The 13,434-nt window shown below is 64.5% G+C and carries 15 protein-coding genes; 7 read left to right on the top strand and 8 right to left on the bottom strand.

Annotated elements, in window-relative coordinates; translation table 11 throughout:
* The first annotated feature begins 31 nt into the window (after positions 1–31).
* Positions 32–2,359, top strand: coding sequence for an MMPL family transporter (locus tag HDE77_RS13345; protein WP_184418044.1), 2,328 nt, complete (start codon positions 32–34; stop codon positions 2,357–2,359).
* Positions 2,343–2,777 carry a phosphotransferase gene (locus HDE77_RS13340; RefSeq protein WP_184417934.1) on the top strand — a complete coding sequence of 145 codons (435 nt, stop codon included), beginning with the start codon at positions 2,343–2,345 and terminating at the stop codon, positions 2,775–2,777. The genes HDE77_RS13345 and HDE77_RS13340 overlap by 17 nt, the downstream gene beginning before the upstream one ends.
* A 78-nt stretch (positions 2,778–2,855) precedes the next feature.
* Here the strand turns inward: HDE77_RS13340 and HDE77_RS13335 are convergent, their stop codons facing one another.
* The 3 genes from HDE77_RS13335 to HDE77_RS13325 are packed head-to-tail and all read right to left on the bottom strand — an operon-like array spanning position 2,856 to position 5,589.
* Entirely contained in the window at positions 2,856–3,611 is a 756-nt protein-coding gene (locus tag HDE77_RS13335; RefSeq protein ID WP_184417932.1) for a glycosyltransferase family 2 protein, read from the bottom strand.
* Positions 3,608–4,399 (bottom strand): beta-ketoacyl synthase chain length factor, encoded by a 792-nt coding sequence (locus HDE77_RS13330; protein ID WP_184417930.1) that lies wholly within the window; start codon positions 4,397–4,399, stop codon positions 3,608–3,610. Before HDE77_RS13330 ends, HDE77_RS13335 begins: the two co-directional genes overlap by 4 nt.
* On the bottom strand, positions 4,396–5,589 hold the full coding sequence (locus tag HDE77_RS13325) for a beta-ketoacyl-[acyl-carrier-protein] synthase family protein (protein ID WP_221444274.1): 1,194 nt from the start codon (positions 5,587–5,589) through the stop codon (positions 4,396–4,398). The genes HDE77_RS13330 and HDE77_RS13325 overlap by 4 nt, the downstream gene beginning before the upstream one ends.
* A gap of 247 nt (positions 5,590–5,836) precedes the next feature.
* Here HDE77_RS13325 and hemF point away from each other — a divergent pair, with 247 nt between their 5' ends.
* Positions 5,837–6,739 (top strand): oxygen-dependent coproporphyrinogen oxidase, encoded by a 903-nt coding sequence (gene hemF, locus HDE77_RS13320; RefSeq protein WP_184417925.1) that lies wholly within the window; start codon positions 5,837–5,839, stop codon positions 6,737–6,739.
* Positions 6,740–6,844: 105 nt separating this feature from the next.
* On the opposite strand, the gene HDE77_RS13315 is transcribed toward hemF, so the two are convergent.
* Positions 6,845–7,507, bottom strand: coding sequence for a hypothetical protein (locus HDE77_RS13315; protein WP_184417924.1), 663 nt, complete (start codon positions 7,505–7,507; stop codon positions 6,845–6,847).
* 153 nt (positions 7,508–7,660) lie between these two features.
* On the opposite strand from HDE77_RS13315, the gene gpmA reads away from it, so the two are divergent.
* The 3 genes from gpmA to HDE77_RS13300 all read left to right on the top strand — a co-directional run bounded on the left by gpmA (position 7,661) and on the right by HDE77_RS13300 (position 9,433).
* Positions 7,661–8,404, top strand: a complete 744-nt coding sequence (gene gpmA, locus HDE77_RS13310) for a 2,3-diphosphoglycerate-dependent phosphoglycerate mutase (protein WP_184417923.1) — start codon at positions 7,661–7,663, stop codon at positions 8,402–8,404.
* A gap of 9 nt (positions 8,405–8,413) precedes the next feature.
* Positions 8,414–8,788: a cupin domain-containing protein gene (locus HDE77_RS13305; RefSeq protein WP_184417922.1), complete on the top strand. Its 375-nt coding sequence runs from the start codon at positions 8,414–8,416 to the stop codon at positions 8,786–8,788.
* Positions 8,789–8,887: 99 nt separating this feature from the next.
* Positions 8,888–9,433 carry a DUF1453 domain-containing protein gene (locus tag HDE77_RS13300; protein ID WP_184417921.1) on the top strand — a complete coding sequence of 182 codons (546 nt, stop codon included), beginning with the start codon at positions 8,888–8,890 and terminating at the stop codon, positions 9,431–9,433.
* Between the two features lie 32 nt (positions 9,434–9,465).
* Here the strand turns inward: HDE77_RS13300 and HDE77_RS13295 are convergent, their stop codons facing one another.
* The 3 genes from HDE77_RS13295 to HDE77_RS13285 form a co-directional block, all read right to left on the bottom strand.
* Complete coding sequence (locus tag HDE77_RS13295; RefSeq protein WP_184417920.1) at positions 9,466–9,873, bottom strand: peptidase C13; 408 nt, start codon at positions 9,871–9,873, stop codon at positions 9,466–9,468.
* Between the two features lie 53 nt (positions 9,874–9,926).
* The gene (gene zapE, locus HDE77_RS13290; RefSeq protein WP_184417918.1) at positions 9,927–11,045 is read right to left on the bottom strand and encodes a cell division protein ZapE; all 1,119 of its coding nucleotides are present in this window, start codon (positions 11,043–11,045) and stop codon (positions 9,927–9,929) included.
* A 76-nt stretch (positions 11,046–11,121) separates the two neighbouring features.
* Positions 11,122–11,811, bottom strand: coding sequence for an alpha/beta family hydrolase (locus HDE77_RS13285; protein ID WP_184417916.1), 690 nt, complete (start codon positions 11,809–11,811; stop codon positions 11,122–11,124).
* 101 nt (positions 11,812–11,912) lie between these two features.
* On the opposite strand from HDE77_RS13285, the gene HDE77_RS13280 reads away from it, so the two are divergent.
* The gene (locus HDE77_RS13280) at positions 11,913–12,500 is read left to right on the top strand and encodes a DNA-3-methyladenine glycosylase I (protein WP_184417914.1); all 588 of its coding nucleotides are present in this window, start codon (positions 11,913–11,915) and stop codon (positions 12,498–12,500) included.
* Between the two features lie 3 nt (positions 12,501–12,503).
* On the opposite strand, the gene bla is transcribed toward HDE77_RS13280, so the two are convergent.
* Positions 12,504–13,385: a class A beta-lactamase gene (bla, locus tag HDE77_RS13275; RefSeq protein ID WP_184417912.1), complete on the bottom strand. Its 882-nt coding sequence runs from the start codon at positions 13,383–13,385 to the stop codon at positions 12,504–12,506.
* Positions 13,386–13,434: the final 49 nt, after the last annotated feature.

Below are 13,434 nucleotides of genomic sequence, written 5' to 3'. Positions count from 1 at the left end.
GTGGCTGCTGGTGCTGGCCGGGCTGGGCTGGATGGTCAGTCAGCGGCTGAAAATCAGCACCGATTTGCGCAGCTTCATGCCGGCGCCAACCACGCCTGATCAGCGTCTGCTGATGGAGCAGGTTGGCGATGGTCCCGGTTCGCGCCTGCTGCTGCTGGCGATCAGCGGAGTTCGCCCCATGGGGCCGCCACCCTTGGCCGGTGACGTCCCGTCGGACGCGCCGCTGGCCGCGCTAAGCCAAGGCCTGGCCGGCGCGTTGCGCAAGGACCCGAGTTACACCCAGGTGCTCAACGGCAGTTTCGATCTGGGGGCGCTGGATCCCAGCCTGCTGCCGTACCGCTACCTGTTGTCGCCGACGCTGGACACGCAGCCACTGGACGAGACCTACCTGGCCGATCAGTTGCAGCAACGGGTGGATGATCTTTCTTCGCCGGCCGCCAGCCTGTTGAAGGGCTTGTTGCCGCGCGATCCCACGCTGGAAGTGCTGAAGCTCGCCGAACGCTGGACCCCGGCGAAATCACCCGAGCTGCGCGACGGCGTGTGGTTCTCGCCGCAACATGAAGCTCTGCTGCTGGTGCAGACTCGCGCCGCGGGTTTCGATCCGGACGCGCAACAGCGGGCGATCGACGGGATCCAGCACGCGTTCCATGCGCTGCCGGGCAGTGCCGGCACGCAGCTTGAGTTCAGTGGACCAGGTTATTTCAGCGTGGTGGTGGGCGCGCAGACGCGGCACCAGGCCGACTGGATCGGCCGCATTTCCAGCGTCGGCTTCATCGTGCTGATGTTGCTGGCGTATCGCAGTCTCAGTTCGCTGCTGTTGTCGGCGCTGCCGATCGCCAGCGCGGCGCTCGCCGGCATTGCGGCACTGACCGTGGCCTTTCCCGAAGTGCATGGCATCACCCTGGCGTTTGGTTTCACCCTGCTCGGCGTGGCACAGGAGTATCCGATACGCGTGCTCAGTCACCGTCGCGCCGGCGAAGACGCGGTGCAAAGCGTGCGTGCGTTATGGCCGCTTCTGCTCACCGCGATCGCTTCGGCGTGCATTGCGTATCTGGCGTTCTATGCTTCTGGTGTGAACGGCCTGAAGCAGCTGGCGGTATTCACCATCGTCGGCTTACTGGTGGCGGGCTTCAGCACTCGCTATCTGCTGTCGCACCTTCTGCCGGTGCAGGTGCGCGATGTGGCGCAGATGCCGTGGCTGATGAAGGCGCGCGCGTTCGTCGACCGCTTGCCACGGCCGCGCTGGATTCCCATCGTGGTGACGTTGTTGATTGTGCTGATGCTGGCGCTGGCACCCGGCCCGTTCTGGCAGAACAACCTTGCCGCGCTGACCCCGCTGCCGCAAGACATGCTGTTGCACGATGCACGTCTGCGCGAGGCACTGGGTGCGCCCGATGTGCGATATCTGTTGGTGCTGCAGGCGCCCACCGAGCAGGGCGTGTTGGCGTTGTCCGAGAAACTGCAGCCAAAGGTGGACGCGCTGGTGGCGCAGCACGCCGTCGATGCGCTGGAGCTGCCATCGCTATACCTGCCAAGCGTCGCGTTGCAACGGGCGCGACAGAAAAAACTGCCGGACCGCGGCACGCTGCAGCGCGCGCTGGGCCAGGCGCTGCAGGGCTTGCCGTTCCGGCCCGATCTGTTCCAGCCATTTCTCGACGACGTAGAAACCGCGCGGTCGCTGACGCCGCTGACGCCCGAGCGCTACGCACAAACTCCGCTTGGTCAGCGCCTCGCAGCCATGCTGGTGCAGCGCGACGGTCATTGGCTCGGGCTCGGCACGGTCAGCGGCGTGCACGATGTGGCCGCGCTGCAGGCGCTTGGCAGCGGCGCCAGCGTGCGCCTGCTCGACCTGAAAGCAGCTTCGGAATCACTGGTGGCCGCGTATCGCACACGCATCCTGCAGGCCTTGCTGATCGCCAGCGTGCTGCTGGTGCTGACCATCACGCTCGCGTTGCGCAGCCTGCGCCGCGCCTGGCATGTATTGGCACCGATGACCTTGGCGACCTTCCTGGTACTGGCGGTGGAGCGCATCGTCGGCATCGAGATCTCGCTATTCCATCTCGTTGCGCTGATCCTCGCCGGCGGCCTCGGGCTGCACTATGCGTTGTTCTTCGAGCGCGATACCGGCGATGCGGCCGAGCAGCGGCGTACATTGCACGCGACGATCGTGTGCGTGCTGTCGGCATTGCTGGTATTTGGCATGCTGGGATGGGCGACTATTCCGGTGTTGCGGGCGATCGGGCTGACGGTGAGTCTCGGCGTCGCGTTCCATTTCTGCCTGTCGATCCTGATGGCTCCGCATGCCGACCTCGGACCTTCTGATCCTCTCGCGGAGGACTCGCATGCTCGCGAAGACTGATTGGGCCCAACTCATTCCACACGCGGGCACGATGTGCCTGCTGGATGCCGTGCTGGCGTGGGACGAGCGCTCGATTCACGCGATCAGCGCCAGTCACGCTCGCGCAGACAACCCGTTGCGCGGACCTGAGGGTCTGCATGCCGTGCATCTGGCCGAATACGGCGCCCAGGCGATGGCTGTGCATGCAGCGTTGCTGGCCCGCGCCGGTGGAGTGGAATCGGCACGGCCAGGGCGGCTGGTCAGCCTGCGTGATGTGCAGCTCTCAGAAGAATATGTCGACCATCTGGATGGCCATCTGGACGTCCATGCCGAATGTCTCTACGCCGATGAGGGTGGTGCGCAGTATGCGTTCCGCATCGAGCATCGCGATCGCCTGCTGGCCAGCGGGCGGGCGGCGGTGATCCATCCTGAGTCCTGAACGCGAAAGCACGTCATGTCTGCAACCTCTTCGCCGCGCCGAGTGCGCTGCTATTCGAGGAGGCAGTCCATGCGTTGATCAATCCGGATGGTTGTCCACGATAAGCGGCGCACGACGCGAAAGACGATGGCTGACCATCACGTTGCCGTAGTGCACGACCCGGCCGACGGTATAGAAGGTGATGCGGCTTACGTCGCGCACCGGGTTGAAGTGACTGCGCCGGAACTCGCCGTGATAGCGCGAGGCGATGGGCACCGAAACCACGCCGAGTTGCTTCTCGCGCGAGGCGGCAATCAGGATGGCTGCTTCGAAAACAAAGTTTTCCGCCGGCAGGTCGACCAGGTCCAGAGCGGCGCGTGGATACCAGCGCTGGCCGCTCTGGGTGTCGGCCACCGGCTGCGCACAAGCCCAGGAAATGCCCCAGTCGGCGACCGCGTTGGCGCGACGACGACCCTTTGGCTGCTGTCCAAGATCGCGTAGTCGTGCACCGATCACGATATGTCCGGGGTATTGCGCAGCGGCCGCCGCGATGCGCGGAATGTCGCTGGCCAGATGCTGGCCATCGCCGTCCATCGTCAGCACCGCGTCGAAGCCTTGCCGCAGTGCCTCGCGAAAACCATGACGTAAGGCCTCGCCCTTGCCGCGCCGCTCGGTGTGGCGCAGCAGGGTGACCGGCAATGCGGCCACGATGTCCGGCGTGCGATCGTCCGAACCGTCGTCGATCACGATCACCGGAACACCGAGCGCAAGCACGGATTCGACCACCGACCGGATCGCGACTTCCTCGTTGAGACAGGGGATCAGCACACACCAGCGCACCGCAACGTTGTTCAAGCGACGCTCTCCAGGTCGATCTGCAACCCCAGTGTAGCGGCGGCGTCGAGCTGGCAACGGCCCTGGCCGCGGGCCAGCAGCGCGAGCAGCGGCAGCGCATGGGCCGAGGGATTGCCATCGCGCCAAGTGCTCAGTGGTTCGGGTAATGCTGTGGCTGGCTGGGCCGAGGTCAGGGTCAGCTGAAGTTGGGCCAGCGTGGTTGCGCTGACATCCGGTGCCAGCACCAGCGCGCAGCCAAACGGCTGCGTGCAGCCGGTGACTTCCAGCAGTGGCCCGCTGCCGCTGATATCACTGCATACCAACAACACCGGACGCTGTTCGGCCAGCATGAGACTGACGGCTTCCAGCAAGCCGGCGCCAAAGCTCGCGTGCTGCGCGCATACCGCAGTGGAGGGCGCCCTGCACTCGGTAGCGATCGTCCAGTAACCGGCGGCGGCGTTATGTACCGAGTTGTGGAAACGGGTCGGCGACAGGTCGGTCGGCGCTTGTGCCAGCGTGGTGCACATGTAATCGGTAATCGCCTGATCGCCCTGCGATGAGGCGAAGATGCTCGCGAGCGTGGCGGCGCTGCGACCGCTCATCGCCACCGCCTGGCCGGCGACTTCGATCGCCAGCAACACGCTTTCGGGTGCGCGCCGGCGTTCGTTCGCCGGCAGCGTGGTGGCGGCCGGCCGCGACGGTGGCGGTTCCGGCGTGCCGCCGGCAAGCACCGAGCGCAACGCATCGAAGTTGGCCAGCTGCGGTGACCACAGGCCGATGCCTTCGACGCAAAACCTCAATGTCGTCATGCGCGAAATCCGGCGCGGGCGAACGCGAGGCAGACGTTGTTGCCGCCGAAACCGAATGAATTGCTGAGCGCCACATCGACAGTCTGCTGCTCATTACCCCAGGCGAATGGCGGCCCACATGCCGGATCGGGCGTGCTGCCGCCAAGATTGCCGGGAATGAAGCCGTGTTCGATCGCCTGCAGCGCAATTGCTGCCTCGACAATTCCGGCCGCGCCCAGCGTGTGACCCATGAAACCCTTGGTGGAACTGGCCCGCGTGCCGGGCGGGAAGACGCGATTGACCAGCGCCGCCTCGACTTCATCGTTCTTGAGGCTGGCGGTGCCGTGCAGGTTGATGTAACCGACCTGGGTCGCATCGACTCCGGCCCGCAGCAATGCCTCGCGCAAGGCGAGTTCGGCACCGACGCCTTCCGGATGCGGGGTGGACATGTGGTACGCGTCGCTGGCTTCGCCGTAACCGAGCAGGCGTGGCGCATCCGGCGCGACGTCGACCCGCTCCAACAGCGCGAAGCCGGCCGCTTCGCCGATCGAAATGCCATCGCGCGCGGCATCGAACGGCCTGCACGGCTCGGCCGATACCAACTCCAGCGCGTTGAAGCCGAACAGCACGCTATCGCACAAGCTATCCACGCCGCCGACTACTGCCGCATCGACCAGCCCGAGGCGGATCATCCGCGCGGCATTGGCAAATACCTTGGCACTGGACGAACAGGCGGTGGAAATCGTCAGGCAAGGGCCTTCCAGCTCCAATGCCTCAGTGACGAAGGCCGCCAGTGAATGCGGCTCGTGGATCGCCGGCCGCAACATGTCGTCCGCAAAGCCGCCATCGGCATCGAGCCGGCGATAGGCCTCCTCGGTAGCGCCGATGCTGGCGGTGGAGGTGCCCAGCAGCAACGCGATGCGTCCGGCGCCATAGCGTTCGCGCGCCGCTCGGACCTGGTCGAGGAATCCATCCTGATTCAAGCCGAGCCAGGCCAGCCGATTGTTGCGGCATTCCCAAATCGCATGGACGGCCGGCAAGGCAGTGTCTTCCACGCCGTCAACGCGGCCGATCCAGCACGTCAGCGGCGCGCTGCTGAAATCGTTTGGGCGCAGGCCACTACGGGCCTGGCGCAACGCTTCAAGGTGGGCCGCAAGACCGTGGCCGATGGCTGAGGTGGCGGTATACGCCGTGATCGCAAGAGGTGTCATCGAAACGGGCATCACCAGAGCCTAGCGGTCACCTCGCAGCTTGCCTAGACTGCGGCCGGTTCAGCATCAGGCGGGCATTCATCGTCGTCGCGGTGGCATGAAGATGCCGCGAACACCCCGCCTGGATGCGCGGCAAGGCCTCGAGCCACGTGGACTGACCTGCGGCAGGCACACGCGACACCCCGCCGCAGCGGCCGACCCCGCGTCGCCTTGCTAAGCTGACGCTATTGAATTCTTGGGTAACTCGATGAGTCAGCAAGCCGATCTTGCCGAAACCTTCCTGCGCGGCCTGCAGGATCGCATCTGCGCCGCCATCGAGCAGGTTGACGGTGCTGCGCGCTTCGAGGAGGACGTCTGGCAGCGCGCCGCGGGTGGCGGTGGGCGTACCCGCGTGCTGCGTGAGGGTGCCATCTTCGAACAGGCTGGAGTCAATTTCTCGCGCGTCTGTGGCAATCAACTGCCGCCCAGTGCCACCGCGCATCGACCGGAACTGGCCGGCGGCAGCTTCATCGCCACCGGCGTGTCGCTGGTGCTGCATCCGCGCAATCCGCACATTCCCACCACGCATGCCAACGTGCGTTATTTCGAGGCGAGCAAGCCGGGCGTGGAATCGGTGTGGTGGTTCGGCGGCGGCTTCGACCTGACGCCGTTCTATCCGCATGACGAGGATGTGCGGCACTGGCACACCGTCGCCCGCGATTTGTGTGCACCCTACGGCGCGGATGTGTACGCCCGTTACAAGCAATGGTGTGACGAGTACTTTTATCTGAAGCATCGCGATGAAACGCGCGGCGTGGGCGGCCTGTTCTACGACGATCTGAACGAAGGCGGCTTCGACCGCTGCTTCGCGTTTACCCGCGCCGTGGGCGAGGGTTTTCTGGATGCTTATCTGCCCATTGTCGAACGCCGCAAAGACACTCCGTATGGCGAGCGAGAGCGTGAGTTCCAGCTATACCGGCGCGGTCGCTATGTGGAGTTCAACCTGGTCTACGACCGCGGCACGCTATTCGGCCTGCAGTCCGGCGGACGCACCGAATCGATCCTGATGAGCCTGCCGCCACGGGTGCGCTTTGAATACGCCTACGCGCCGGAGCCAGGTTCGGCCGAGGCGCAGCTGGCCGCTTATCTGAAGCCGCGCGACTGGTTGTAAGGGTGCGCCGAACCTGTGGGAGTGACTTCAGTCGCGATAGCTCTTCGCGAAAAGAGCCAAGAGCATCGCGACTGAAGTCGCTCCCACAAGAAAGAGCTGGCTCGATTACGGCATCGCGCCGCTGAACTTCACCGGCGTAGCGCCCTTGACCGGGCCGATCTGCGCGCTGTCGCTGACTTTCAGCACCACATCGCGACGAAACTCCAGGGTGCCCTGAACCACCGCATGCGGACCGATCACGATGACCGGCGCACGGCTACTGCTCCAGTTGAACCAGCCGCTGGGCTTGTCGACCAGGATGCCGCCCTCGACCCGCGAGTTGGCGCCCACGGTGACGTCGCCTGACACCGTGTTGATACCGCCGGCGACATGGGCGGCGTCCAGCACGATGGCGCCGTTGACGTTGCCCAGTTTGCCGCCGACATCAGCGCCCGGCGCCAGATGCAGGGCGCCGTTGACGGCCGTCACTTCGCCGCTGACGTGGCTGGTGCCGCCCAGGGTAATCGCGCCATTGACCGAGCTGAGCTCGGTGGCCTGGGTTTTGTCGCCAAGCTCGACCGAGCCGTTGACCGTACTGGCTTTGCGCAGGCTGGCACCGTCGGCGATACGCACCGCGCCGTTCACCGTGCTGACATCGCCGACCTTCTGGCCGGCCTCGACCTGTACCGAGCCGTTGATCTTGTCGATATCGTCGTTCTGCGCGGCAGCCAGCGGCGGCAGGGCAAGTGCGAGGGCAGCGAGGATGAGAACCGTCGAAATCCGACGCATGGCAATCTCCGTGAGTGAATAGTAGGACTAGGATGCTCCGGGCATGCCACCGGTTTACATGACCTTCGGCACAGCCTGCATTTGACGGCCGCAGAGCCGCCCTTCACCATTCCCGGTCTGACTCATGCTTGATGACTTCGGCGACCCACCACCATGCACAAACTTGTACTGATCCGTCACGGCCAATCCCAGTGGAATCTCGACAACCGCTTCAGCGGCTGGGCCGATATTGACCTGACCCCGGTCGGCGAGGTCGAGGCCGCTGCGGCCGGCAGCCTGCTGAAGGAGTCCGGCTACGCGTTTGACGTGGCGCATACCTCGTTGCTGAAGCGCGCCGTGCGCACGCTGTGGGGCGTGCAGGATGCGATGGACCAGATGTGGATCCCGGTGCTGACCGACTGGCGCCTCAACGAACGCCATTACGGCGCACTGACCGGTCTCAACAAGGCCGAGGTCGCCGCGAAGTACGGCGACGATCAGGTAAAGATCTGGCGTCGCAGCTACGACATCCCACCGCCGCCGCTGGAGCGCAGCGCGAACGAGTCGGTGCACGATCCGCGCTACGCCACGATGCGGCCGAGCGACATCCCCGACACCGAATGCCTGAAGGACACCGTGGCCCGCGTGCTGCCGTATTGGCATGAAGTGCTGGCGCCGGCGATCAAGGCCGGCCAGCGCGTATTGGTGGTCGCGCACGGCAATTCGCTGCGCGCGCTGGTGAAATACCTCGACGAGATTTCCGACGAGGCGATCGTCGAAATGAACATCCCCAACGGCATACCGCTGGTCTACGAGTTCGACGAACAGCTCAAGCCGCTGCGTAGTTACTACCTGGGCGACGCCGCGGAAATCGAGGCGAAGATGGCCGCCGTCGCAAACCAGGGCAAGGCGAAGTAGGCTGGCGACATGACCAACGTCAGCTCACCGAAAGCCATCGCTGCCGCACTCACCGACTACTGGTCGCCACGCGTGGTCGGCGAGGTCGATGACAGCTATATAAAGGTCGCCAAGGTGTGCGGCTCGCTGTGCTGGCACAGCCACGACGATGAGGACGAGCTGTTCCTCGTCCTGCAGGGCCATCTGCGCATCGAGCTGGAACAAGCCGCTGCCGTCGAGCTCGACGAAGGCGAGATGTTCGTGGTGCCCAAGGGTGTACGGCACAATCCGGTGGCCGAGCAGGAATGCCTGCTGATGCTGATCGAACGCAAGTCGACCCTGCACACCGGTAATGTCGTGACGGAACAGACGCGTTCACTGGCGGAACAGCTCGGTACCCGCTGAACCCGGTCGTGCTATCTGCACGACAGGTGACAAAGGTCAGTCGTCAGCGGTAAGTTGCTCGACTAAGCTGGGCGCAGCGCAATCTCCACGGTGACACCCATGCCTGCCCATTTGAGCAATTTCCTGATCATGCTGCCGCTGCTCGCCTGGATCGTGTGGCGGCGGGTGGGCCGTTCGTTCGGGCGCCAGCCGATCCGGCGCAAGCAGATGATCGCCCGCATCGTGGTGTTCGCGATCTTCGGCGGTCTCCTTGCGCTGACTGGCTTGCATGACATCCAGCTGGCCGAGGGATTGCTCGGCGGTGCGTTGATCGGCGGAGCGATCGGCCTGCTCGGCCTGCGCCTGACCCGCTTCGAAGTCGATCCGGTGCGCGGCGATTGCTATGTGCCCAATCCATGGATCGGCGCCCTGCTCACGGTGTTGCTGCTGGGTCGGCTGGCGTATCGCTTCATGGTGCTGTGGCCGCAGATGCAGTCATCGTCAGCCTCGGCGACGTCGGGCGCGGGCTTCGGGGCACAACCGTATAGCCCGTTGACCATGCTGTTGATCGGCCTGCTGATCGGCTACTACATCGTCTATTTCATCGGGCTGCTGATCCATCATCGACGTTTTCAGCGGGCCCGGTTGCACACGACCGAAGCATAGGTACGCGGGTCGGCCGCGAGACCGTTACCGCTTCACGGCGCGATACTTACGTCGATCTCGATCGGATAGCTGGCGCCTTGTGTCAGCGGTGGCGGCGCCGACGGGGGCACCGGCAGCGTCATCGTGGCGAACCAACCGGTCAGGCACTTCGCCACGGGTATGGCCGGCTCCGCCGCCACCCCGCTTGGCTTGCCGTCGGACTGTACATCGGCAACCAGGGTGAACGGCTTGGTGTCTGCCGGCGCGTTGTGGGCGAGGCAGGCCTTTAGGGCGATGGTCATGGGGTCGGTCAGCTTGCCCCACAACGCTTTCTGATACGCGGGGCCGGTAGGGCCGGTCTCGACCAGCTTGCCACGCGTCACGCGCGCTGCAAATGCGTCATCGGTGTTGACGGGCGCAGCGGTGGTCAGCTGCAGCGCGATGGCAAGGATGATGGACATGCAGTGCTCCGGTCGTGATTCGCAGTGGGCAAGGTAGCAGCTTGGGTATGGATCTATTCGGGCTGGTGTTCCAGCGCCAGGTATTCCTCGCTTTGCATCTCGATCAGGCGCGATTCGGTGCGGCCGAATTCAGCGCGCAGGCGTTCGCCGTCATACAGCGCCATAATCGGTGCGGCGGCCGAGAGCACCAGCTTCACGTGGCGATCGTAGAATTCATCCACCAATTGCACAAAGCGCTTTGCCGCGTCCTCGCTGTACACACTGAACTGCGGCACGTTGGAGATGATGACTGCCGGGCCCGCCTTCGCCAGCGCAATGTAGTCGGCGACGGCGCGCGGGCCTTCGCACAACGCTTCGAAATCAAACCACAGGATATTCTCGGCGCGCTTGCGATACGGAATGTCGCGGCCGTTGATCCGCAACACGCCGTCCAGCTGCACGGGGCCGCTGGCCTGGCTGGTGAAGATACGTTCGAGCGCGCGGTGCGCTTCGGCACCAGGCGGAGTCAGGTACACCCGTGCCTGGGCCAGCGCACGCAGTCGCCAGTCATGCGATGACGCCATCTCGACCACGTGGCAATGCCGTTCGATCGAGGCGATCGCCGGCAGGAAGCGGGCGCGCTGCAGGCCATCCCGGTACAGGTTCGCCGGCGCCGTGTTGGAGGTGGTGACCAATGCCACGCCGCGTGCGAACAGCGCGTCGAGCAGCCCGGCGAGGATCATCGCGTCGCCGATATCGTTGACCAGGAACTCGTCCAGGCACAGCACGCGGCAGCGTTCGGCAAGCCCGGCGGCGACGTCGACCAGCGGATTCTGACGCTCACCGAGTGCGCGAAGGCTATCGTGCACTTCGCCCATGAAGCGGTGGTAATGCCGGCGCAGCGCAATGTTGTGCGGCAGGCTGGAGACGAACAAGTCCATCAGGAACGTCTTGCCGCGGCCGACGCTGCCCCACAGATACAGGCCCGGCACGGGCGCGGCCGGTTCATTGCCAAGCAGAGACTTCAGCCGTCCAAACAGTCCATTGCCGGCGCTCGGTTCGGCGCACAGCGCGGCCTGCATGCGATCGAACTCGGGCAGCATCGCGAGCTGGGCCGGATCGGATTCCCAGCGATGCGCGGCCACGCCTTCCTGGTAACGCGCACTGGGCGCATGCAACGGGTTTTCACTCATGGAACGAAAGTCTTTGGGATAGGGGAGAGCGGCGGAGCATCAGGGGGGGGAAATCAGACAACACAAGCCCCTGCGCTCATGACTGGCGCGGGGGTGGCAACCAGTCATGCACGGCATGCTTGATCGCGCCGCGCAGATCCATCAATCGACGGTGGAAGAAGTGGCTGGTGTCGGGCATGCGCACCAACTCCGGTTTGTGCTCCAGCGTATCCACCCAATCGAACACCGCTTGCGGCTCGACGATTTCGTCGGCTTCACCCTGCACGATCAACCACGGGCAAGTGGGCAGGGTGATTTCCTCGAACTTCCACCGCCCGACCGGCGGCGCGATGCTGATCAGCGCGTCGGCATGCAGCCGCGCGGCATTGCTGATGCTGACGTAGCTGCCAAACGAAAAGCCGGCCAGCCACAGCGCGTCGTCCGGCCGCACGTGGCGCGCCCAGGCGACCACGGCCGCCAGATCGTCGCCCTCGCCACGGCCATCGTCGTACTCGCCTTGCGAGGCGCCGGTGCCGCGGAAATTGAAACGCACGGTGTCCAGCCCGGATTCGCGCAAGGCGCGCTCGGCCATGGTCACCACCTTGTTGTGCATGGTGCCGCCCTGCAGCGGATGCGGATGACATATCACCGCCACGCCGCGCCGCGCATCGGCCGGGGTGGCAATGTCGCTGATCGCTTCGAGCTTGCCGGCTGGGCCGTCCAGCAGGAAACTGGCAGCCTGATCGGGAAACTGGGTCGGGTCGGCGGGGAGCTCGATGGGGTTCATGCGTATGATCATAACCGCCCCCGGCTACCTGCTGCCGATTGGCCGGCTTTTGCCGGGCCGACGCATCGAATCTCCCCACCTACCTGACCTGTGCGAACCCCATGACCAAGGCCTCCGATCTGCCCCGCTGCCACTGGGCCATCAGCGACGAACTGCTGCGCGATTATCACGACACCGAATGGGGAGTGCCGCTGCACGACGACCGCGGACTGTTCGAATTCCTGTGCCTGGAAGGCGCGCAGGCCGGATTGTCATGGCGCACCGTGCTGGCCAAGCGCGAGCACTATCGCAAGGTATTCCATAATTTCGAAATCGCCCGTGTCGCAGCAATGAAAGATCGCGAACTGGAAAAGCTGCTGCTCGATCCCGGCATCATCCGCAATCGTTTGAAGGTCACCGCGACACGCGACAACGCCAGCGCCGCGCTGCGCGTTATCGAGGAGTTCGGAAGTCTGGACGGCTATCTGTGGTCGTTCGTCGATGGCAGGCTGCTGGTCAACCGTTGGCGCGACAGCAGCGAAGTTCCCGTCAGCACGCCGCTGTCCGATCGCATGAGCAAGGAGCTGAAGAAGCGCGGTTTCCGTTTCGTCGGCACCACCATCTGCTACTCACTGCTGCAGGCCACCGGTATGGTGAACGATCATCTGGTGGGGTGTTTCCGCTACAAGGCTATTGCCGGAAAGAAATGAGCGTCAGCTGGCAATGCTCGCGACCGCAATGCGCCCGACTTCGGCCACGACCTGATTGCGAGCGGCATCATCTGTCGACGGATTCGCGTAGTAAGCCGTTACCAACAACGGCTTGCGTCCCGGCGGCCAGATTATCGCCACGTCATTGGACTCGCCATGGCTGCCACTTCCCGTCTTGTCGCCAACCTTCCAGCCCATAGGCACGCCAGCGCGCAGCTTTGCATCCCCGGTTGACGTCGCGCATAGCCACGCGATCAGTTGCTCACGCGAAGTGTCGGAAAGCGCGTAACCGAGCAGTATCTTCTGCATGTCACCAAGCATGGCACTCGGCGTCGTGGTATCGCGCACATCGCCTGCAGCGCCGACATTGAGTTCGGGCTCCATGCGATCCAGCCGAGTTGTACCATCGCCCAGGCTACGCGCAAGAGCGGTTACCGCCGCGGGCCCACCAAGGCTTCCCAGCAGCAGGTTGGCCGCCGTGTTGTCACTTACCGTGATCGCCGCCTGGCAAAGCTCGGCGACCGTCATTCCATGTCCGCCTGTCCGATGCCGCGTTATTGGTGCGTAAGACAACACGGCGTCATTGCCGAAGACGATGCGCCGGTCGACCTGCTCAACGCCGCAATCCACCCGAGCCAGCACCGCCGCCACAGCCAGCAGCTTGAACGTGCTGCACATCAAGAACCGCTCGTCCGCACGGTACCCAGCACTCCTCCCATTGCCGGTATCCAGAATCGCCACACCGAGTCGCCCGCCATGCGCGCGCTCCAGCGCCTCCAGCCGCGCTTTGACGTCGCCCACACTGGCTGCCAGGGAAAGCTTCGGACGAAGGGCTAGCGCCGCAGCGCCCAGTACCGCGCCTTTCAACAGACTTCGACGATTCATGGAAACACCTTTGTGGATAGGATCTGAGATCAGGACACGCCATCTGGCC

It is taken from the genome of Rhodanobacter sp. MP7CTX1, assembly GCF_014205795.1.
Taxonomy (GTDB): Bacteria; Pseudomonadota; Gammaproteobacteria; order Xanthomonadales; family Rhodanobacteraceae; genus Rhodanobacter.
This window is presented reverse-complemented; position numbering and strand designations above follow the sequence as displayed.